A 22,381-nucleotide genomic window follows, 5' to 3' on the forward strand; every position below is an offset into this window, starting at 1 on the left:
GTTTTTCCTACATTGTGTAGGTGTACCTTGATGAAATCGCTTTCTATAATAAACATATAGAAACTATTCTTTCGTAACAAAAGGAGATGGTAATATGGCGATTCAAACAGTTGGAGTGGTAGGAGCCGGTGCAATGGGATCTGGTATTGCAAATCTTGTTGCAATGAATGGATTTACCGTTATTTTAAGAGATATTGAAGATCGCTTTTTAGAAAGCGCTTTAAAGCGGATCGATACATTCATGAATAAGAGTGTTGCGAGAGGAAAAATGACGGAGGAACAGAAACAGGAAACGCTCGACCGTATTCGTACAACGACTAATCTTGAAGATATGAGAGAGGCGGATATTGTCATTGAAGCAGTGATTGAGGATCTTGATTTGAAAAAAGAAATATTTTCAATGCTAGATAAAATCGTTCCAGCGCATACAATTCTAGCAACTAATACATCCTCTATGTCAATTACGGAAATTGCTGCCTCGACAGAGCGTCCGGATCGGGTGGCAGGAATGCACTTTTTTAATCCAGCCCAGTTAATGAAGCTGGTGGAAGTTGTACGCGGATACAATACAAGTGATGAAACAGTGGAAGAACTGCAAGCATTCTCTAGGAGGCTGGGCAAGGAACCAGTAGAAGTGAAAAAGGATACGCCAGGCTTCATTGTAAATCGGATTATGGTGCCGCAGTTCGTTGAGGCAATTCGTCTTTTAGAAGAAGGAGTGGCTTCCGCCCGAGATATTGATAAGGCGGTAAAGCTCGGTTTAAATTATCCGATGGGTCCGTTTGAGTTACAGGATTATGCAGGTGTTGATATCGGTTATTACGTAATGGAATATTTTAAGGAGCAGTTTAATGATGCGCGTTTCGCGGCACCGCTGTTATTGAAACAACTAGTCAAAGCAGGTAGACACGGGAAAAAAGCAGGCGCTGGTTTTTACGATTACGAATGAGAATGGGGGATGAGGAGATGGATTACAAATTTTTATTGTGTGATATTGAGGAGAAGGTAGCAGTAGTAACGATTAACCGTCCACCGGTGAATCCATTGAATACGCAGGTGTTTAAAGAGCTGTCCCATTTATTTGCTGAACTGGAGGAGAATGATGAAGTTCGGGTAATTGTTCTAACAGGAAGCGGTGAAAAAGCATTTGTCGCCGGTGCGGATATCAATGAAATGGCTGGGCTTGATCTGGTCGGGGTTAATAAGATGAATAAAGTATCTAGAAATGTGTTTACACAAATTGAAAATGTAACAAAACCGGTGATTGCGGCCTTGAACGGTTTGGCACTGGGGGGAGGGCTAGAGCTTGCCCTTGCCTGTGATCTTCGTATCAGTTCTGAAAGAGCAAAATTTGCGTTTCCTGAAGTAGGTCTTGGTATCATTCCAGGTGGTGGCGGTACACAGCGGCTTCAACGAATCGTTGGTCAGGGGATAGTGAAAGAGCTGCTCTACTTCGGTGAGATGTTTGACGCGAAGCGAGCGCTTGATTTGCACATTGTGAATAAGGTTGTTCCAGCGGGCGAAGTGGTAGAGGCAGCAAAGGAATGGGCGCAGAAACTTGCCCAAAAGCCGCCGGTTGCTCTCCAAATGGTGAAAACATCTGTCAATGCTGGCAGCAACACAGATTTAGAATCCGGTTTAACAATTGAGAACACGTGCTTCGGAAATGCCTTCTCTACAGAAGACCGTCAAGAAGGATTAAACGCATTTGTGGAAAAACGGAAGCCGGTTTATACGGGCCGATAAAGCAAAGAAAGAAGAGAGGTATCCAGACGAAGATCTCAGGATACTTCTTTTCGATAGGGGTGGAAAAACGGAGTACGGAATCGAATGATGGGGGAGAGAGAAATGACGCCAGATCAAAATCGCTTAACAGTGTATGGGTTACTGAAACGTGCCGCATCAGTGTGGGGAGAAAATGAAGCATTATATGATTCGAATACACGTATATCCTATGATCAACTGAAGAGGGGGGTTGACCAGGTAGCCGCTGTGTTGACTTCTAATGGGATTCAAAAAGGAGATAGGCTAGCTGTTGCACTGCCCAATTGGAATGAAACGGTCATTTTGTTTTTTGCTGCTGCCAAAATCGGAGCGATCACCGTACCATTTAACCCGAACTACAAGTCGCATGAAATTAATTATATTTTGAGAAACGCGGAACCGAAAATGCTATTTGTAACAGAAAAGTTCGTCCAGAATATATCAATCAAAGAAGCGCTTTTAATTGTTCCAAATATTATCTCTGTTCGCTTTCAAAATGATTTCTTTTTATCATTTGATGAATGGATAAAAACGGATGTTTCTTGTATAAGCGAAGCAATAATCGATGTAGATGACGATTTATTTTGTATTTTATATACGTCAGGTACAACCGGCGTACCTAAAGGTGTAATGGTTACACACCGCAGCATTGTCCAGTCCGCTAACACGATGGCCAGTACCCTTTACTGCACAGATAAAGATGTCTTTCTGATTGCACCGCCGCTGTTTCATGTTTTTGGTATGGCCTGTAATTTATTTTGCGGTGTATCTGCGGGCTCACGGATGGTGCTAAAAGAAAAATATCATCCTCGTGAAATGCTTGAGATGATAGAGCAGGAAAAAGTAACAATCCAGCAAGGCGTCCCAACGATGTTTTTAAAGGAGCTGGAAGTTGAAGGCTTCGAGAAGTATGATCTTTCCACGTTGCGTGCAGGAATTGTTGGGGCAGCCCCGATTTCGCCAAATAAAGTGAAAGAAGTGCGGGATAAGATGGGGATAAATCTGTGCCAGTCGTATGGCTTTAGCGAGGCAGCATCCGTTACAATGACACCGTACGATGATAATGAAGAAAAAATAACACGTACACTTGGCAAACCGATCCCGGGTGTTGAACTGAAAATTGTTGATGAACACCGCAAAGAGCTTCCAGCAGGACAAAGTGGGGAAATTGCAGTCAAGAGCTTCGGGAACATGAAAGGCTACTATAAAATGCCGGAGCAGACAGCGAAAGTAATGGATGAGGAGGGCTGGTTTTACACCGGCGACCTCGGCAAAATAGATGAGGAAGGCTATTTGTATTTTGTTGGTCGTCAAAAAGAGCTAATCATCCGCGGTGGCTACAATATCTATCCACAGGAAATTGAAACGGTGTTGACGAGGCATCCTGCTGTGGCAGAAGCCGCTGTTGTCGGGCTGCCTGACCCAGTACTCGGGGAAATCGTCTGTGCTGTGATTCAATTGAAAAGCGGACAGGAATGGAAGGAAGAAGAGGCTCAGTGTTATTTAAGGGAGCACATTGCTGCCTACAAGGTACCAGGGAAAGTGCTTTTTACGACTGAATTTCCAGTCACACCAAGCGGCAAGATTCAGAAATTGAAACTGCGGGACTTAATTACAGCAAATATCGGTGATTCTGTATCTCAGTACTAAAAGGAAGATTATCTTCAAGCATTCTAGATAAAGAAGGCTACCTAACAAGATAATTAAAGTACTTTGTGTAGACAGTTTGTGTTCGATTAGCAGCCGTTCGTTATGGAACCACTGCGATTGGAAATGCTCAATGGTATGCTGCAGAGCTGTAAAATAAAAAATCCTTTCTTAGTCAATAACTGTTGGCAGATTAAACAAACAATTGAAAAGGAGCTGGGAAAAATGATCGCTGAATATAAATTTCAAGTAAGATGGGGCGATACAGATGCAGCAGGTATCGTATTTCACCCCAATTTTTATAGATGGATGGATGAAGCGACACATGAATATTTAGCCGCAATCGGGTTCCCTTCTTCGAAGCTGTATGCAGAACAGCAAATCGGTGTGCCGATTCTTGAAGCGAACTGCCAGTTTAAAAGTCCGCTATTTTTTGAGGATCATGTGGTCGTATACAGCACTGTCGAAGAAATAAAAAATAAAGTATTCAAAATTGAGCACACATTTGTAAGAGGAGAAGAAGTTGTGGCGAGAGGATACGGGTTGCGTGCTTGGACGTCCTTTAAAGAAAAAGCAAAGGCACATCCCATTCCAGATTATATTCGAGCTAAAATGATGCCGGACAACAAAGAGGAGATGAAATCCAGACGGTAATAGCGGCTGAAAAGAAGCCTCCTTATATACGGTTTCATGCATGAGAACACCATTATGCAGAAGAGGTGAATGACATGACGGATATTGTACTATTAGAAGGGGCACGAACGCCATTTGCAGAAATTTCAGGGTCATTTCGGGATATTACCGCAACGGACCTAGGAGCGATCGCATCGAAAGAAGCGATACGAAAAGCGAACATTACGCCGGATGAAATTGATCAAGTGGTGTTTGGAAATGTCCAGCAGTCCAGTAGAGATGCACATTTGTTGGCAAGACACGTTGGTTTAAAAGCTGGGACACCTATTTCTGTTCCTGCATTAACCATTAATCGTCTATGCGGAACGGGTATTGAAGCCATTTTAACCGCAGCGCGCTACATCCTTACTGGCGAAGCAAGGGTGACCTTAGCCGGCGGGACAGAAAGCATGAGCCAGGTGCCACACGTCATTCGCGGAATGAGATGGGGAAGCCCGCTCGGTGCACCTGTCGTGGAGGATTGGGTATGGGACGGTCTTTACGATACATATGGCAACTGCACGATGGGGGAAACTGCTGAAAACTTAGCGGCAAAATATCGTATCTCGCGTGAAGAAATCGATCAGCACGCCTTATCTAGCCATCAGCGAACACTTGCTGCAGTGGAAAAGGGATATTTAAAGGAAGAAATTGTTCCAGTAACGGTTCAGGGAAGAAAAGGGGATAAAGTCGTCGAGAAAGACGAACATGTTCGTCAAACGAGTATGGAGCAGCTTAAAAAATTAAAAGCTCGTTTTGTTGAAGGCGGTGTTGTAACCCCAGGAAATGCGAGTGGAATGGTTGATGGTGCCGCTGCAGTAGTAATTGCATCAAGTGACTATGCGGCTGAAAAAGGTCTGAATCCGCTTGCACGTCTCGTTTCCTGGGATGTTGTCGGAGTAGAGCCAAAATACATGGGGATCGGACCAGTTCCAGCGATTCAGGGAGCCTTGAAAAAAGCGGATTTAAAGCTAGGAGATTTAGATTTGATTGAAATTAACGAAGCATTCTCAGCACAGTATCTGGCATGTCAAAGAGAATTAGGATTCGATCCAGAAATCGGGAATGTAAACGGAGGAGCAATTGCTGTAGGACATCCGCTTGCAGCGAGTGGAACGAGAATTTCGCTGGCTCTTGTTTACGAATTAAGAAGACGCAATAAAAAATATGGCGCTTCAGCTGTCTGCATTGGCGGCGGGCAGGGAATTGCAGCGATTTGGGAGGCACTATAGAGGGCAAAAAAACAGGTGATAAATGGGAATTTATGTCATGAAATGAATATCGAAGCTCCTTAGATTTGAATAGTGATATGCCCCTGTTATAGTAAATTTGTAAAAGAAACCTCATTATCTACTATAATAAAGCTTTTTTCTATGGAGATAGTTTGTATTGATATAATATATTTGAATGAATAGAAAAAACGAATGCTCAGGCCGATGCTTACACAAGCATCGGTTTTTTGGCTCGTTCAGCACGAACACGAAAATTCCGATCCCGAAGGCATAGCGGTTAGGGTATCCATGATAATGTGGAATCTGATGGGAGCGAGCGACGGGTCCTGGTCTGAATTTCATAGAAGGCTAAGCATCAAATGTAAGAAACAACCCTAGCCGCTTAATATTTTTAAAGAGCTTTGATTAAAATTTTGTTAGTATAGCTAGAGAAAAAAAGGGCAATTATAAAATTAATCATTTTATTATATAACAAATATTGACTTGTAAAATCTGTTATAGTACAATTGTTATTAACAAACTGCTAAATACCGTAAAATAAAAAATTTAAAGCGTGAACGTATACGATGAGAGGAGAATGTAAAAATGGAAATGTATACAGAAGCTTATAAAAAATACGCAGAGCAATGTCAGAGATTTGGAATTGATGGAATCGATTTTATCGAGTTTATCCACAGCTTAACGGTTGAGCAAGTAAAAATGATGGTAGGGGATTTTAATTCATTCAATTGAGGTGGAAAATGAATAGTGATGTTGAGGTCATCGAAGGGTGAAACCATCTGTTTATCTTAAATTTAAGGGAACAGATGGTTTTTCATTTTGCCCTTAAAACTGTAAAAAGAGTTTGCTTTACACTTTAGGAAAATATAAATTTCCAGCTAGAATCTGATTCAACGCAGTGGGAAATTTTAAGAATAAAGTGGTAAGTGTAACATACGCCTCTACCTTTGCCTAAAGGCTCGCTAATCGGCGAGCTTTCTTTATCGACTCGTCTGTTTCTTTCGCAAATGAAAAGGAATTGCGCAGACTATATGGAAATAGAAAAAGGAAGCAAGCTGCGGAGTTTAGAAAAACGGAAGAATAGTGATACAATACAAGAAAGTATGAGATGAAGGAGCAACGTTATTTACATGGACATACATACAATCAAGGAGTATTTCACATTGGAACATATGGAGCGGCTGCTCGAAAGCTATCGGGATTTTGGTCCGCTTGCAGGTATTCTTCTTCCGACTGTTGAGGCATTTATACCAGTATTGCCGCTTGTTGCGTTCGTGCTGGCAAACGCGGCGGCGTACGGACTCTGGGCCGGCTTCTTTTATTCTTGGCTCGGTTCTTGTATTGGATCGCTTCTTCTCTTTGCAATCGTTCGGAAATTTGGCCGACATCGTTTTTTTACATTTTTAAACGATCATCCGAAGGTACGGCGATCGATGCTCTGGATTGAGAGAAGAGGTTTTGGTCCCATTTTTGTCTTGTTTTGTCTCCCGTTCTCGCCGTCTGCCTTAATCAATGTGGTGGCAGGTTTATCAAGAATCAGCCAAAAGCAGTTTGCTCTGGCGCTTTTGCTTGGAAAGGTCGTTATGATTTTTATTATTAGCTATGTTGGCTATGATTTGCTTTCATTTGTGCAAAAACCTTTGAAAACAGCAGTTGCTGCCTCGATTATTTTTCTTCTTTGGTATGTCGGAAAAAAGGTTGAAGTGAGGCTGGAACTCGGAAAGAAATAATCTTCATGTTAATAGATAGCCCTATATACACGGAAGAAATGAGGGAGTGTCATGAAGCAAGCATGGAAGCAAGAAGGTGTCCAATGGATCCAAACAATTGGAATCGGCATTATTTTGGCTTTATGTTTCCGAATCTTTTTCTTTTCGACCTATGTGGTGGAAGGGAAGTCGATGATGCCGACGCTTCAGGACGGAAACATGATTGTCATTAATAAGGTTGGGTATCAGGTAGGAGAATTGCATCGGTTTGACGTCGTTGTATTTCATGCGAACGAAAAGGAAGATTATGTTAAGCGGATTATAGGGCTTCCAGGTGACACAATTGAGTATATACGTGATAGACTATATATAAATGGCCAGCTTACGAAAGAGCCGTATTTAGATGCTTTTAAAGCGCAAATGATTGGCCGGCGCTTGACCGATGATTTCACTTTAGAGGAAGTGACGGGCAGAAGGACAGTTCCAAAGGACAGTGTGTTTTTGCTAGGAGATAATCGTTTAAGGAGCTGGGACAGCCGCTATTTTGGATTTGTAAAAATAGAGCAAATCGTTGGGAAGGTTGATTTACGGTATTGGCCAATTAATGAGGTAAGCACAGCATTTTAAAGGGGGTAATTCAAATTTGAGTTACCTTCTTTTTCGTGAAGGGTGGGGGTAGTATGTCACTTCGTTTTATTCTCGGACGGGCAGGCAGCGGTAAAAGCGAGCTGTGCCTGGAGGAGATTCGTCAGGAGCTGCGCGCGTCAGCACGCGGCCGTACAATTTTATATATTGTGCCGGAGCAGATGAGCTTTCAGGCGCAAGTTGCGCTTCATCAAGGTATAAGCGGCTCTGTACGCGCTCAGGTGTTCAGTTTTTCTCGTTTGGCATGGAAGGTGCTGCAGGAGGCGGGAGGAGCAAGCCGTCTGCATATTGACGGAGCTGGCGTGCAAATGCTGCTTCGTAAAATTGTTGAGGCAAGAAAACAAGAGCTGACAGTGTTTCAAAAAGCAAGTGAACAAACTGGCTTTCTAGAGCAGCTAAGCAGGATGATTAGCGAATTGAAGCGTCATAACGTAAATCCTTCTCAGCTGTACGCAATTTGGCAGGAGGCAGATAACAAAAGCAAAAAAGCACAGGAAATATTGCTAGCTAATAAGCTGCATGATCTGCAGTTACTATACGAAGACTTTGAAAGGTCGCTTGTTGGCCGCTATTTAGACAGTGAGGATTACTTGCAGCTTCTTGCGGAGAAAATTCCGTATTCCCGCTATGTGAAGGATGCGCTTGTGTATATAGATGGCTTTCACACGTTTACACCCCAGGAAGTGAATGTGGTAAAGCATTTATTGCTTTCAGGAGCTGAGGTGACGGTTGCATTAACAATGGAGAACGCGCCAAGCGGAGGAATGCAGGAATTAGATTTGTTTTATCCATCAAGCGGCTCCTATGAGAAGCTTGTGCGCATGGCAAAGGAAGCTGGAATTGCAGTGCAGAAGCACGTGCTGCTAAAGGAGCAAAAGCGCTTTAGAAAAAGTGAGTCTTTAGCCCATCTAGAGAAGCATTTTGATACGCGGCCTTATAGGTATTTCGGACAGGAGCCAGACATTTCATTATACTCAGCTGCCAACCGTCGTGCGGAAGCAGAAGCTATTGCAAGAGAAATTCGCCGTCTCGTTCGCGAGCACGGTTATCGCTATCGAGACATAGCTGTTATGGTACGAAATGGTCATAGCTACTACGATGTACTAAAAACGATTTTCCCGGATTACAGTATTCCCTATTTTATTGATGAGAAACGGTCTATGCTGCATCATCCGCTTATTGAGCTCATTCGTTCAGCGCTTGAGGTAATAAGCGGAAACTGGCGGTACGATGCGATATTTCGCTGCGTGAAAACGGAGCTGTTGTACCCGGTGGGACAGGAAAAGGACAAGCTGCGTGAGGAAATGGACGAGTTTGAAAATTATTGCCTTTCATACGGTATACAAGGGAAGAAGTGGACATCATCTGAGCGCTGGACGTATCGCCGCTACCGTTCTCTTGAACATTATACAGAGAAGCAAACGGACAGTGAACGTGAGATGGAGGAGAAGCTGAACGAGCTGCGCACGTTAATTGCAAGACCGCTTCTTCAGCTGCAAAATCGGTTAAAGCGTGCAAAAACAGCAATGCAAATGTGCGAAGCGCTGTATTTATTCTTAGATGAGCTAAAGATTCCGAAAAAGCTGGAGGAGCTTCGGCTGAAGGAGGAAGAGGAAGGGAATCTTCTGTTTGCGAATGACCATGACCAAGTATGGCAAGAGGTTATCGATTTGCTTGATAAATGTGTGGAAATGATCGGGGAAGAAAAGCTGTCCCGTGATCTGTTCATTAAGGTTATTACATCAGGATTAGAGTCGCTGCAGTTTGCAAACATCCCGCCATCTCTTGACCAGGTGCTCGTCGCAAATATCGATCGTTCCCGTTTAGCCGATGTACGCGCTGTATTTGTCATCGGAGCAAATGAAGGTGTGATTCCATCAGCACCAAGCGATGAGGGCGTTATATCAGACGAAGAGCGGGAGATGCTGCTTACAGCAGGTGTCGAGCTTGCAGCAACGAGCCGTCAAAAGCTGCTAGAGGAGCAGTTTGTATTGTATCGTACACTTACGAGAGCATCTGAGAGGCTATACGTATGCTGCCCGCTAGCGGATGAAGAAGGGAAAACATTGCTGCCGTCGTCGTTGTTCAAAAGGCTAAAAGGAATGTTTCCGCTTGCGCAGGAAGTGTTTATAACGAATGATGTGAACGATTTACCGCTAGAGAACCAGCTTTCGTTTGTTACAACGCCGTCGGTTACACTATCGTACTTAACGCAGCAGCTGCAGCATTGGAAGCGGTACGGCTACGAAAGCAATCTGTCATTTTGGTGGGACGTGTACAATTTTTACATCATGTCACCAGCTTGGAGTGAGAGAAGCAAGCGTGTACTCAGCAGCCTGTTCTATGAAAATAAAGCGAATAAGCTAAAGGAGTATGTAAGCCGGGAGCTATACGGTGAAACGCTGCAAGGAAGCGTATCGCGTATTGAGCTATTTCAGCGTTGCTCCTATGCGCATTTTATCCAGCACGGCTTGTTATTAAGGGAGCGCGACATTTTTAAACTCGATGCACCTGACATTGGGCAATTATTCCATGCGGCTTTAAAGTATATTGCTGATAAGCTGGAAAAGGAGAATAAGACTTGGCAGGATCTAGATAGACGCGGATGTGAGTATTTAGCAGCGGATGCGATGGAAGAGCTTGCGCCGCTGCTGCAAAAGGAAATTTTATTAAGCTCTAATCGCCATCATTACCTCAAGCGGAAGCTGCAGCATATTTTATTCCGCACCTCTCTTATTTTAAGTGAGCATGCAAAAGCGAGCGGGTTTGTGCCAGTTGGGCTTGAGGTGCCGTTCGGCATTGGAGAGGAGGCACTGCCGCCGCTTCAATTTGAGCTCCCTAGCGGAACGAAAATGAAGGTTGTTGGCCGCATTGATCGTGTCGATAAAGCCAAGCATGAAAAGGGAACATTTTTGCGGATTATTGACTATAAGTCAAGTGCAAAAGCTCTTGACGTAACAGAGGTGTATTATGGTCTAGCGCTGCAAATGCTTACCTATTTGGATGTTGTAGTTGAAAATGCCAGCAAGTGGGTTGGAAAAGGAGAACAGGCCTCGCCTGCTGGCGTATTGTACTTCCATATTCATAACCCGCTTATTGATTTAAAGCGTTCCTTATCAGAGGCAGAGATTGAGCAGGAAATGATGAAGAAGTTTAAAATGAAGGGGCTTTTGCTTGGGGATACCGATATTGTAACGCTGATGGATAAAAACTTAGAGGAAGCAGGTTCGTCCCATATTATATCCGCAGGCTTTAAAAAAGGCGGCGGGTTTACATCCCATTCGTCTATAGCTAGTGAAGAGGACTTTCGTGTGCTGCGCTCCTATGTACGCCGTACGTTTGAGAGCACGGGAACACGTATCGCCGAAGGAACAATTGATATTGCACCTTATAAAATGAACAACAAAACAGCTTGTACGTTTTGTCAATTTAAGGCGGTTTGTCAATTTGATGAAGCGCTCGGAGATAATCAATATAGGGTGTTAAGACCTATTAAAGAGACCGAAGCATTACAAAAAATGCGAGAGGAGGTTGAACCAGAATGATAGATTCTATCCTATCAAAGCCGCCTAATAGCCAGTGGACAGATGAACAGTGGAAGGCAATTGCTGCGAGCGGTCGTGATATTCTCGTTGCAGCAGCTGCTGGATCGGGAAAAACGGCTGTTCTCGTAGAGCGCATTATTCGAAAAATTATTTCTCCCGACAATCCAATTGATGTGGATCGTTTGCTCGTTGTGACGTTCACAAATGCCTCAGCGCAGGAGATGAAAAATCGAATTGGTGAGGCGCTTGACAAGGAACTGATGAATGATCCCGCGTCACAGCATTTACGCAAGCAGCTTAGCCTGCTCAGCCGCGCATCGATCTCTACGATCCATTCCTTTTGCTTGCAGGTGATTCGAAACTATTACTATATGCTTGATATTGATCCAAGCTTTCGGATTGCCAATGAAACGGAAATTGAGCTGCTAAAGGAAGAGATTATTAATGATATCCTCGAGGAAGAATACGGTCTAGATGGAAATGAAGCGTTTTTCGATTTAGTGGATCGCTATACAGGGGATAGAAGCGATAGTGATTTGCAGGATATGATTTTAAAGCTTTATACCGAAGCTGGGGCGCATCCAAACCCAGAGAAGTGGTTGGATAAGCTTGTTGCGCTTTATGATGTGGAAGGCAAAAGCATTGATGATTTACCATATACGCAGTATCTGCTTCAGGATGTAAAGCTCCGGCTTGAGGGTGCAAAGCAATATACGCAAAAAGCCATTCGATTTTCTCAGCTGCCTGATGGTCCTGCACCGAAGGTAGAAGCGCTTGAGAGCGACCTCAGTCTGCTCGAGAAACTGTTAGAGGCGGCCCATACCTCCTGGCAAGCGCTGTACAGTGCTTGTCAGGAGATTGAATGGAAAACATTTAAGCGTATTAAAAAGGCTGACTACGACGAAGATTTAATTGAGAAAGTGGACAAGCTGCGTAAAAAAGTAAAGGATGACATTGGCAAACTGAAGGAGGAGCTGTTTAGCCGCTTGCCGGAGAACTATGTAAAGGATTTATCTCATATGCACCAGGTGTTGCAGACGCTCATTCGCCTTGTAAAGGAATTTTCTGTTCGTTTTCAAGCAGTGAAGCGTGAGAAAAGCATGGTTGATTTTACGGATTTGGAGCATCTTTGTCTTGCGATTTTAGCGGAGGATACAGCTGCAGAAGAGCTGAAGCCGTCCGCTGTGGCGCTGCAATATCGCGATAAGTTTGCAGAGGTGCTTATCGATGAGTACCAGGATGTCAACTTCGTACAAGAGTCGATTTTACGGCTGGTAACGAAGGAAACAGAAGAGGCTGGCAACTTGTTTATGGTTGGAGATGTAAAACAATCTGTGTACCGTTTTCGTCTTGCAGAACCAGGTTTGTTTCTTGGGAAATACAGACGCTTTACGCCGGACGGTATAGATGGCGGCATGCGTATTGATTTAGCAAAAAACTTCCGCAGCCGTTCCGAGGTGCTGGACGGAACAAATTTTGTGTTTAAGCAAATTATGGGTGAAGCTGTTGGCGATCTTGACTACGACGAAGACGCTGAATTGAAGCTGGGCGCAGCCTATCCAGAAGGAGCAGATACCGCAGCTGAATTCATTATTTTAAATCAAAATACGAAGGAAACCGCTGCAGAAGAAGAGACAGATGCCGAGGAGCTAATGGATTTAGAAGCGGCGCAAATGGAGGCTCGTTTGATTGCAACGAGAATAAAAGAGATGGTGAGCTCTGGTTATGAGGTGTATGATCGAAAGCACAATGCGATGCGTCCCGTTTCATATCGTGATTTTGTTATTTTGCTTCGCTCTATGACAACTGCTCCGCAAATGACAGAGGAATTCAAACGTTCAGGTATTCCTGTATATGCTGAGCTTTCCAGCGGATACTTTGAGGCAACGGAAGTAAGCGTTATGCTAAATGTGCTTCGCATCATCGACAATCCGGCGCAGGATATTCCGCTTGCAGCCGTTCTTCGCTCTCCTATTGTCGGGGTAACAGACGAGGAACTAGCTATTTTGCGTATTCATGCGAAGAAGGGCTCCTTTTATCAAGCGATGCGTACTTTCTTGCAATCGGAGCCGAATGGGAATGCTGCGCTTCGCAAAAAGCTGACCTCATTTTTTAACAGCGTACAGCGTTGGCGCAGCTTTGCGACGCAGCAACCGCTCTCGGATCTGATTTGGAAGGTATATCGTGAAACAGGCTATTATGATTTTGTTAGCGGCCTTCCGGGCGGAAAGCAGCGTCAGGCTAATTTGCGTGTACTGTATGACAGGGCACGGCAATATGAAGCTACGTCGTTTCGTGGATTATTCCGCTTTCTTCGGTTTATTGAGCGTATCCTAGAACGCGGTGATGACATGGGAACGGCGCGAGCACTCGGCGAGCAGGAGGACGTTGTACGCATTATGACGATTCATAAAAGCAAGGGTCTTGAGTTTCCAGTTGTTTTTGTTGCCGGCTTAGGACGGCGTTTTAATATGCAGGACCTAAATAAAAAGTTTTTGCTTCATAAGGATCTAGGCTTCGGTTCTCCATTTATCGATCCGCAAAAGCGCATTAAGTACACAACGATTTCGCAGCTTGCGATAAAACGGAAGATGAAAATGGAGCTTATTGCAGAAGAAATGCGTGTTCTCTATGTTGCTTTAACACGTGCAAAGGAAAAGCTTATTTTAATCGGAGCAGTGAAGGATGCAAATGCTGCTCTTTCAAGATGGACGGAGGCTCGGGATCACAATGAATGGTTATTGCCTGATTATATGAGGGCACAGGCTGCCTCTTACATGGATTGGCTTGGTCCCGCGTTAATGAGACATAAAGGGAGCGCATCTCTTGAGGAGGCGTTAGATACGTCCATACCGGCAGAAATCTATGAATACCCTGCGAGTTGGGTGATGAGGCAGGTTGAAGCGGCAGAGCTTCGGGAAGAGCAGCAGCTGCAGGAGGAAAAGCAGGAGCTGGTGCAAGCTTTATATGAGCAGCGGACAGCGCCTGTTGAAACGGAGAAAAAGGATGAGGTGACGCAGCTCCTCACATGGCAGTATAGCTTTGAGGCTGCGACAATGCATCGCGCCAAGCAGTCTGTTTCTGAGATTAAGCGCAATTATCAATCGGATGAGGAAAGCGGTACAGCTTTTGTATCTGGTTTCCGTTCCCCGATTGAGAAGCGCCCGCGTTTTATGGAGCGAAAGGGCCTCACAGCAGCGGAGCGCGGAACTGCTGTTCACGCAGTGATGCAGCATGTAGATTGGACAAAGCCAGTTACTGAGTTAAGCATTCAGGAGCAGCTTGCTGACATGGTGAATAAGGAACTGTTAACGTACGAGCAGGCGGAAAGTATTATACCTGAAGACATTGCAGTATTTTTCCAAACACAGCTAGGAAAGCGGGCGATGCAGGCGGAGCGGGCAGAACGCGAGGTTCCGTTTACGATGATGATTCCAGCATCGTCTGCCTATCAGGATTGGAATGGACAGGACGAAGAATTTGTTCTTGTACAAGGGGTCATTGACTGTCTCATTGAGGAGGAAGACGGTATTGTTTTAATTGACTTTAAAACTGATAGTATTTCAGAGCGTTTCCCTGGCGGATTTGAGCAGGCAAGACCTGTTCTGGAAAATCGCTATCGCTTGCAGCTCGAAATGTACAGTCAAGCGCTTGAGAAGAGCTACGGAAAGCGTGTAAAGGAAAAATATTTATACTTTTTTGATGGCAGTCACATACTGGAAATACAGTAAGAAATAAGCGAGTGAGCACAATGGGAAAAAGGCTGACCGGAATATGTGAGCTGTGCGGCAGGGACGGTCTGGATCTCACGGTGCATCATTTAATACCGAAGGAGCTCGGCGGAACCTTTCTCAGGGCGGCGAATATATGTACAGCTTGTCATAAGCAAATTCACGCGCTGTATACGAATGCGGAGCTTGCCATCCGCTTGAATACCATTGCATCTTTACAGGATGATGAGAAAATTTCGGCATTTTTAAAATGGATTCGAAAGCAGCCAGCTACCAGGCAAGTGCGTATACGAAAATCAAATGAAAGAAAGCAAAAAGGAAGGTAGCTGCCTTCCTTTTTGCTTTTGGTAAAAGAATGGGCGGCAGTTTTTTTGGCACTGTGTGTAAGTCTGTTTTTCTATGCATTGCCTACCTGATTTTGATCGTTTATATCTGGATCGAATGTATTAGTGGCATTTATGCCGTTAAATGTGTTTACAACAAAGCCAACGTTGGATGCACCTGATCCGTTAAATGCTTTTGCGTTTTCTTTTGGGGAAACATTATAAAAGTCTCCTAAATTAAAGGAGCCATTGCTGTTTTGTACTACTACATTGCCTACGAAAGAAGGCATTTTTTATTCACCAGCCTCTTTTTGCTTATAATAACCAGGTTCCTATTATTTAAGGTATGGGAGAACGCTCAGAAGGTGTTTCTTGAAACGGATCCTCTGAAATAAATTGTCGGATTTGCAAAATGCGTGAATTATTAAACACATAGTCAATGGAGCCAATATGAAAGGTTCCGGTATTCTCTATGCTTGCTATTTTAATAAAATCTACGGATATAAAGGGATTGACATTTGTAACCTGCATGCGTACGGATGTTTGTCGTGTTGGAATAGTAATCTCTGTATCTCTGAACACCTCATATCCCTCAAACTGACCTTCTCTTGCTAAAAAAAGAGGCTGTTCGCGCTGTACTAAAATGGCTCGGTTTCTCGCCCGCAGCATATTGGAATCACCAATTTGTATAACGCCGCTGATCCCCATCGTAATAATATTTAGTTGGCCAACAACGGAAATGTGACGAAGCATAGTATTTTCTCCTTCTTATGCTGGAGTAGTTGGAACGTCAAAAACAAGAGGAACGAATGGTCCAGACACGAGTGATTCCGGAGGTGTATCCAAGATGGAGGACATAATTAAGAAATTGGCATCTCCAATAAGAAATAATCCAGCGCTCGATACCCCGGTCATTTTAATGCGCCCGACTTTGATTTCATGATTCACAACGGTAAAGTTCATTCTTTACTACTCCTTTCGGATATGATGGGGCATATGCTGAATAAAGGCGAGAAATGCTTTATCAATGTCTTGCTTCATATTTTGGACAATAATCTCCTTCATATATTCTGGATTGGAGGTAATTTCGGGATATGGTTCTACCTGAGAGAGATAGTAAGGTAAGCGATGCTCCATTTGTTTTTGAATATCATCAATCATCATTTGACGATATGTATCGTCAAGAGCAGTGCGTTGTTCCGTTTCCATTTCAATAATACGATTGTAGGCATCCTCATTTAAGTAACGTGTGACTTGCTGCAGAATATCCTGATAGAAGTCTGGATTTACCTGCGTTTCCGGATTCACCTTTAATGTTTCTGTATCTACTTCGAAATCTTCAATTGCTTGCCCGCTGCTATTAAATGGGTTAAGTCCAATGTTTAAAGTTCCATTTAAATTTTCAACCTTTAATTGATCAAATTTATATTCAACTTTTCCTATTGACTGCGGTGGGTTGCGTTTGAAGCTCTCTAGCTCCGTTGTCAGCCTTTGAACTGCTTCCTGGAGCTGCTGGATTTGCTGCTGCTGTGATTGAATGGTGTTATGCAGCTGTTGTAAGTAAGTAAACCAATCTTGTGTCATGCTCATAGCCTCCTTTACGGCGGGAGGGAAGGATTATAATTTAAACTAGGTGTTTTTAGGAGTAGATGAAATGATTTGTCCCCTTGCTTTTAACGGACGTGCAGGCTCTGTAAATGCACCTGTATTAGAGAACTTAGATAGCGCCTTAATCGTTCCGGTACTTCCGATTTGAAACACCGAAGAGGTGGTAATGCTCCCTACCCGAAGATTATGAATGATAATGCTCTGATTTACATATAAGTTCAAGTAGCTCACCTTCCTTTAAGAAATAAGGATGTATAGGATTCTAGAGTCTGTCTAGTTTTCTCGATCTGCTCTATTCATAGTTAGAGTTCTTACTAGACAGGGAAAAGTTCCTTTTTTGGTGAGGAACATAAGGAATACTTCTGAGATTATACTTCACCGGACTGCGTGTTTTGTACATTAACCGCTTTCGGATCTCGCTTAATAAGTCAATGATATAGGTTGATCTACAATATCCTGATCGTTCACATTCGTGGAGTTTTGGTAATTATAAACGGCTACTGTTTCCCCGACATTAAATGATCCTGCTCCTGCAAACGTTCTTGCATAGCTAATGGGCCGAATCGCAAAGACATCGCCGATATGAAAGACGCCGCTGGACCCAATATTTACAATGTTGATGTGTCCTACGATGGCAGGCATGAAAAAAACACCCTTCTTACAGATTCTTATGCTTATTGTATGGACATTTATCCAAGAATGTGTCTAAAATTTTTTTAGCAAACAAAAAGACACACCTAATGGCGGCGTGTCCTGTATCTGTTAGTTCTTCAATTTGCGGCTGCATTGCAAAAACAGAAGTATGTTCAATAGCTTGTCCAGCTCTTGGCTGCAATGTACCGTTTTCTTTGCGGTAATTCCGTATCTTTGTACAAAATACTTCATTTCTTCTCGTTTCTTTTCAATTGCTTGTTCGAACATACACTCTGCTCCGTCTCTCTATCAGTTTTAAACAACTTCCACAATCTGTATGTAACTCATATTATACAAAACTATAATAAAAAAGAAATGGTTTCGATAAAAGAAGAGGTAATTCTACACTTTCCTCCAGTGTATTGTAATATCAACATAGGGAAAAAGTTGAAGTTTGTAATTTTTCGCCGAAGGAGGAAGGGATTTTCCGGATCTGTTCCGAATGTAATGTGTGGTAAAGTTTTAGATGGGGTGTGAAGGGATGAAGTTCGTAACTGCAAAGAGGGAAGAAAAGATATTTGTTGGTATTGTGGATGAGCAATCTGCATCCATTTTACACCTGCGTGAGGCACAGAAAGCGATGATAGGAAGGGTGACAATTCCTATTACAATGATCGAGTGCATGGAGCAGGGAGAGCTGTTCTTGCAGCAAGTATCGGATGTTGTGAGATGGGCGAGAGAGCGGGAGCATGCGCCTGGTTTATATCCAATATCTGATGTGAAGCTGCTTGCACCGATTCCAAGGCCGCGAAAAAATGTGATTTGTGTTGGGAAAAACTATAGTGAGCATGTAATGGAGATGGGCGGGGAGGAAGATATCCCTGAGCATTTAATCTTTTTTACAAAAGCACCTACGACTGTCATTGGCCAGGATGAACTCATACACAGCTATCCAAACGTGACGAATGAATTAGATTATGAAGGAGAGCTTGCTGTTGTAATCGGTAAAAAAGGAAAAGGTATTTCTCCAGAGAATGCATTTGATTATGTATTCGGATACACGATTATTAATGATATTACAGCACGCGATATCCAAAGTCGCCATAAGCAGTTTTTCCTTGGCAAAAGCTTCGATACATTTTGTCCAATGGGACCGTTTCTTGTTCATGCATCAGCAATTGGCCGGCCAAGCTGTTTAGAAATTGAGACAAAGGTAAATGGTGAAGTACGTCAATCGTCTGATACATCGAATATGATTTTTGATATTCCAACTATTATTTCTACCTTAAGTCAAGGGATGACGTTAGAACCAGGAGATATTATCGCAACGGGGACACCAGCAGGAGTTGCCAAGGGGATGAAGGAACCGGGCTTTTTGAAAAAGGGAGATGTCGTTGAAGTTACAGTCGAAGGCATCGGCACCCTTCGTAATACGGTTAAATAAACAAACGGCGGCCATGAGCCGCCGTTTTTTCAGAATGACGAGAAACCAAATGTTTACGTCGGTTGTACAACACAGCTTTGTTTGATTTTTGTAACATTGTCCTACAATAATACGGACGCAGCTTTTCTTCGATAAAATCAAAACTATATGGAGGCTTCCCCTGCACGTAAAATGTAAGCTTATGGAACTAACTCTTCTACTCATATTATGACATACTCGTCTCGATAATTTTTCAATTTCATCTTTTCTATCAATGTTGGTAGATGAGAAAGCATGCAGATAAAAAGAGGCTGTAGAAAATATTCCCTTCATATGAGAAGGTGTTTTATTACGGTTTACTTAGTTAATCTGATGGACAAACAAAGGTATCGATGTTATTATTAGTTCACAGAATCCCGTATGTTCTACACAGCAAAGTCTTTTCTTGAGGTTAGTGAAGCAGTACAAAAAATTATTCTTTTTCATTTTCTATAGAAATGTTCTTACATAAGACCATTACAATGTTGCAACTTAAACCAAAACTGGATATAAAAATATTTAAAGTTCCTAGAAAATGTAAAAAGTTTCTGAGTGTTTTATCAATTACGATAGTATAAAATATCGATTAATAATGTAAAGGAAAAAATGTGTTGGAGATGGTCATGCTCCAGCACGTTTTTCAATTAACGGAAGTAAGGGCTTGGTTCCTTATAAACCAATATGCTTATAAAATCTCATTCCAGAGAACCATCATAACTTGTAGAATCTGACAATCTGAAATAACTTACTTCCGGGATGGGTGATCGTTATGTTAGGGGCAAGATTTAGAAAGTATAATACACTTCGTAACCAAATATTGGCAATTTATTTGTTCGTAATGGTGATAGTTCTGTCGATTGTGGGTATTTTAATATTCAATCAACTTGGGTCTCTGATGAGAAACAATGCAGAAAAGCAAATGCAGCAAACAGCTGTTGAAGCGAATGGTAGAATGGAAACGCTTTATAAACAAATTGACACATTAACAAATCAGGTAGCTACAAATAATACGGTTCAACAATTACTGACTGATGTCGTGGATGGGAAGAGCGTGAGTGTGCCGCAGAGGGAGTCGCTACTTAGGGTGATTAACAATTTTCATGCTTATTCCAACGCAATTTCTTCATTCAACTTATACACTATTAATGGGGAAAGGATATATCCATCTGACAATACGAATATTTTTGAAAAGGTAGACTGGATGTGGATACAGAAGGCAAATCAGGAAAAGGGCAGGCTTGTATGGATTGGGAATGACCCGGGTGATCGGGAGTATTCGTTTGCTATCCGCAAAGTAACCTTAATGGACCGCTCTTTTTCAGGCGGTGGCTATTTACTGGTTCGGATTAATAATGGTTACTTTCAAGTGAACGATAACAGTATGGATAATAAAGTAAAGGAATATATGATGTTGTTAGACCGGGATTACAGTGCGATAACCTCAAATTATGAGGGAAATACACAACAAATTTTAAAAGAAGGTACAAAAAATGTTGTGATAAATCAGACGAAATATTTAATTGTAAAAGAGAAATCTGATGTAACGGGCTGGACTCTCGTCATTCTTGAACCTATGAGTCTTTTGATGGAAGGGGTATCAGTCGTTCGCACATCTATCCTGATTTCAGGTGCTATTGGCTTTATTATTTTTCTGATATCTTCTATACTTCTATCAACGATAATTACTCGGCCCATTATTAAACTGACCAATACGATGAAAAATGCCAAGATGGACGAGTTAAAACCGAATCCACATATTTCGTCAATTAATGAAATTATTGCCTTAAATGATACGTACAACCAGATGGTAGAAAATACAAATCATTTAATTCAGCAGGTGTACGAAAAAGAATTGCTTCGCAGCCGTGCAGAGCTGAAGGCGTTACAGGCCCAGATTGATCCGCATTTTCTGTATAACACTTTGAATGCTCTTTACTGGTCCTTAGAAGACAAAGGAGAGGAAGAACTTGCAGAGCAGGTAATCACGATGTCAGAGTTTTTCCGTTATACTATTGGCAAAACGGACAAGGATCAGGTAACGCTTCGGGACGCACTTGAGCATATTGAACGGTATTTACAGATTATGAAAATGCGGATGGGCGACAGGCTGCTTTGGGATGTGTCGGCACCGGATGATTGCCTGGATACGAAAATCCCCAAACTAATCATTCAGCCGCTGGTAGAAAATGCGATTTTGCACGGGATAGGGAACCAGCGGAAGCGGGGTTCAGTGTCTATAAAAGTCAAAAAAGCAGAAAATTCTCCAAATTTAGTTATAACCGTAAGCGATAATGGAGTTGGGATTGATCAAGAAACTCTCCGTGCTATAAATGAATCCATCAAAAGAGGCAGTGTCGCCTCGTCTAAAGGGACAGGGATAGGACTAGCTAATGTGAATCAAAGGATCAGCTTGTTTTATAAAGACCAAAATGTAGCTGCCCTAACGGTGAAGAGTGAACGAGGCAAAGGTACACAAGTAACATTCGAGATACCTAGCGAAGGAGCTTGATTTGTATGAATACTAAAACAATTTTAATCGTTGATGATGAACAGGTTACTAGGCAAGGCTTGAAAAAGACACTAGAGAGATGGTCGCAAGGCAGATATGAAGTGCTTAGTGCTGCAGATGGCGGCGAAGCTTTAGAGGTATTCCAAAAAACAAAGGTTCATCTGCTGATTACAGACGTAAATATGCCTGAGATGACCGGATTGGCAATGTTAAAAACGGTAAAGGAGAAAGGTAATAAGCCTGTGGTTATTATTGTTTCTGGATATCCCGATTTTGAATATGCCCAGGAAGCAATTCGCCTGGGGGTGATTAATTATTTACTCAAGCCCGTAAGCAAACAAAAGCTGATTGAAGCTGTAGAACAAGCATTGGCAACGGAAGCAAGCATCGAAAAGGCAGGTTATATAGAAAAGGTGGCAGATCAAAAGCTTCTTAATATTGAAAGCGGCCAAACTTCCAAAGCTTCTATCAGGGAAGCTCTTCAATATGTGAATAACAATCTAAGCCGACAGATTAGCTTAAAGGACGTAGCAAGTGAGGTTCATTTAAACCCAAGCTATTTTAGTGTATTATTTAAAGAGCAGACCCGCTTAACATTTAGTGAATATTTAACGAGAAAAAGGCTGCAGACAGCTAAAAAGCTATTGCTGACTACCAATCTATCAATAGAAGAAATTGCACAGGAGGCGGGCTATCAGACAGCTAAATATTTTATCAAACTATTTAAAGAATATGAAGGGATTACACCTAGCAAATACAGAAAGATGGAGGAACTGGAGGATTCAGCTATCTAAAAATAGTGGCATTTTTTCCAATTGCGGTTATCTAACCGCTTTTTTTTGTGATACTAGCAGTTAATTATAAAACAAAAATAAGTAGAGAAGCATGCGGAAGAAAGCGT

The 22,381-nt window shown here is 42.6% G+C and carries 21 protein-coding genes; 14 read left to right on the top strand and 7 right to left on the bottom strand.

Annotated features, from left to right (window positions below; all coding sequences use genetic code 11):
• Positions 1-94: 94 nt before the first annotated feature.
• From AC6HZ4_RS05630 to hlpB, 11 genes are all read left to right on the top strand, one after another.
• Positions 95-949, top strand: coding sequence for a 3-hydroxyacyl-CoA dehydrogenase family protein (locus tag AC6HZ4_RS05630; protein ID WP_497494001.1), 855 nt, complete (start codon positions 95-97; stop codon positions 947-949).
• Positions 950-966: 17 nt separating this feature from the next.
• Positions 967-1,746 carry an enoyl-CoA hydratase/isomerase family protein gene (locus AC6HZ4_RS05635; protein ID WP_497494002.1) on the top strand — a complete coding sequence of 260 codons (780 nt, stop codon included), beginning with the start codon at positions 967-969 and terminating at the stop codon, positions 1,744-1,746.
• A 102-nt stretch (positions 1,747-1,848) separates the two neighbouring features.
• The gene (locus AC6HZ4_RS05640; RefSeq protein ID WP_497494003.1) at positions 1,849-3,414 is read left to right on the top strand and encodes a class I adenylate-forming enzyme family protein; all 1,566 of its coding nucleotides are present in this window, start codon (positions 1,849-1,851) and stop codon (positions 3,412-3,414) included.
• A gap of 225 nt (positions 3,415-3,639) precedes the next feature.
• Positions 3,640-4,065, top strand: coding sequence for an acyl-CoA thioesterase (locus AC6HZ4_RS05645; RefSeq protein ID WP_497495610.1), 426 nt, complete (start codon positions 3,640-3,642; stop codon positions 4,063-4,065).
• Between the two features lie 74 nt (positions 4,066-4,139).
• A complete protein-coding gene (locus tag AC6HZ4_RS05650) occupies positions 4,140-5,315 on the top strand; it encodes an acetyl-CoA C-acetyltransferase (protein WP_497494004.1) in 1,176 nt (391 codons plus the stop codon).
• A 585-nt stretch (positions 5,316-5,900) separates the two neighbouring features.
• Positions 5,901-6,047 carry a hypothetical protein gene (locus AC6HZ4_RS05655; RefSeq protein ID WP_497494005.1) on the top strand — a complete coding sequence of 49 codons (147 nt, stop codon included), beginning with the start codon at positions 5,901-5,903 and terminating at the stop codon, positions 6,045-6,047.
• Between the two features lie 398 nt (positions 6,048-6,445).
• On the top strand, positions 6,446-7,045 hold the full coding sequence (locus tag AC6HZ4_RS05660) for a TVP38/TMEM64 family protein (protein ID WP_497494006.1): 600 nt from the start codon (positions 6,446-6,448) through the stop codon (positions 7,043-7,045).
• A 51-nt stretch (positions 7,046-7,096) separates the two neighbouring features.
• Positions 7,097-7,651, top strand: a complete 555-nt coding sequence (gene lepB / locus AC6HZ4_RS05665) for a signal peptidase I (protein WP_497494007.1) — start codon at positions 7,097-7,099, stop codon at positions 7,649-7,651.
• Positions 7,652-7,704: 53 nt separating this feature from the next.
• Positions 7,705-11,214: a helicase-exonuclease AddAB subunit AddB gene (gene addB / locus AC6HZ4_RS05670; RefSeq protein ID WP_497494008.1), complete on the top strand. Its 3,510-nt coding sequence runs from the start codon at positions 7,705-7,707 to the stop codon at positions 11,212-11,214.
• The gene (addA, locus tag AC6HZ4_RS05675; protein ID WP_497494009.1) at positions 11,211-14,945 is read left to right on the top strand and encodes a helicase-exonuclease AddAB subunit AddA; all 3,735 of its coding nucleotides are present in this window, start codon (positions 11,211-11,213) and stop codon (positions 14,943-14,945) included. The genes addB and addA overlap by 4 nt, the downstream gene beginning before the upstream one ends.
• Positions 14,946-14,965: 20 nt before the next feature.
• Positions 14,966-15,271: an HNH nuclease-like protein HlpB gene (hlpB, locus tag AC6HZ4_RS05680; protein WP_497494010.1), complete on the top strand. Its 306-nt coding sequence runs from the start codon at positions 14,966-14,968 to the stop codon at positions 15,269-15,271.
• A gap of 71 nt (positions 15,272-15,342) precedes the next feature.
• Here hlpB and AC6HZ4_RS05685 read toward each other — a convergent pair whose 3' ends face one another.
• The 7 genes from AC6HZ4_RS05685 to AC6HZ4_RS05715 all read right to left on the bottom strand — a co-directional run bounded on the left by AC6HZ4_RS05685 (position 15,343) and on the right by AC6HZ4_RS05715 (position 17,797).
• Positions 15,343-15,558 carry a spore germination protein gene (locus tag AC6HZ4_RS05685; RefSeq protein WP_497494011.1) on the bottom strand — a complete coding sequence of 72 codons (216 nt, stop codon included), beginning with the start codon at positions 15,556-15,558 and terminating at the stop codon, positions 15,343-15,345.
• A 49-nt stretch (positions 15,559-15,607) separates the two neighbouring features.
• Positions 15,608-16,021 (bottom strand): spore germination protein GerPE, encoded by a 414-nt coding sequence (locus AC6HZ4_RS05690; RefSeq protein WP_497494012.1) that lies wholly within the window; start codon positions 16,019-16,021, stop codon positions 15,608-15,610.
• Between the two features lie 15 nt (positions 16,022-16,036).
• Positions 16,037-16,231 carry a spore germination protein GerPD gene (locus tag AC6HZ4_RS05695; protein ID WP_497494014.1) on the bottom strand — a complete coding sequence of 65 codons (195 nt, stop codon included), beginning with the start codon at positions 16,229-16,231 and terminating at the stop codon, positions 16,037-16,039.
• A gap of 6 nt (positions 16,232-16,237) precedes the next feature.
• The gene (gene gerPC, locus AC6HZ4_RS05700; RefSeq protein ID WP_497494015.1) at positions 16,238-16,852 is read right to left on the bottom strand and encodes a spore germination protein GerPC; all 615 of its coding nucleotides are present in this window, start codon (positions 16,850-16,852) and stop codon (positions 16,238-16,240) included.
• 45 nt (positions 16,853-16,897) lie between these two features.
• Complete coding sequence (locus AC6HZ4_RS05705) at positions 16,898-17,098, bottom strand: spore germination protein GerPB (protein ID WP_497494016.1); 201 nt, start codon at positions 17,096-17,098, stop codon at positions 16,898-16,900.
• A gap of 198 nt (positions 17,099-17,296) precedes the next feature.
• Positions 17,297-17,518, bottom strand: a complete 222-nt coding sequence (locus AC6HZ4_RS05710; RefSeq protein ID WP_497494017.1) for a spore germination protein — start codon at positions 17,516-17,518, stop codon at positions 17,297-17,299.
• 120 nt (positions 17,519-17,638) lie between these two features.
• Positions 17,639-17,797 carry an aspartyl-phosphate phosphatase Spo0E family protein gene (locus AC6HZ4_RS05715; RefSeq protein WP_497494018.1) on the bottom strand — a complete coding sequence of 53 codons (159 nt, stop codon included), beginning with the start codon at positions 17,795-17,797 and terminating at the stop codon, positions 17,639-17,641.
• A gap of 253 nt (positions 17,798-18,050) precedes the next feature.
• Between AC6HZ4_RS05715 and AC6HZ4_RS05720 the strand changes: the two genes are divergently transcribed.
• From AC6HZ4_RS05720 to AC6HZ4_RS05730, 3 genes are all read left to right on the top strand, one after another.
• Positions 18,051-18,953, top strand: coding sequence for a fumarylacetoacetate hydrolase family protein (locus AC6HZ4_RS05720; protein WP_497494019.1), 903 nt, complete (start codon positions 18,051-18,053; stop codon positions 18,951-18,953).
• A gap of 787 nt (positions 18,954-19,740) precedes the next feature.
• Positions 19,741-21,480, top strand: a complete 1,740-nt coding sequence (locus AC6HZ4_RS05725) for a sensor histidine kinase (protein ID WP_497494020.1) — start codon at positions 19,741-19,743, stop codon at positions 21,478-21,480.
• A gap of 5 nt (positions 21,481-21,485) precedes the next feature.
• Positions 21,486-22,274, top strand: coding sequence for a response regulator transcription factor (locus AC6HZ4_RS05730; RefSeq protein WP_497494021.1), 789 nt, complete (start codon positions 21,486-21,488; stop codon positions 22,272-22,274).
• The last annotated feature ends 107 nt before the right edge of the window (positions 22,275-22,381 follow it).

The sequence above is a fragment of the Ectobacillus sp. OTK genome (assembly GCF_059698935.1).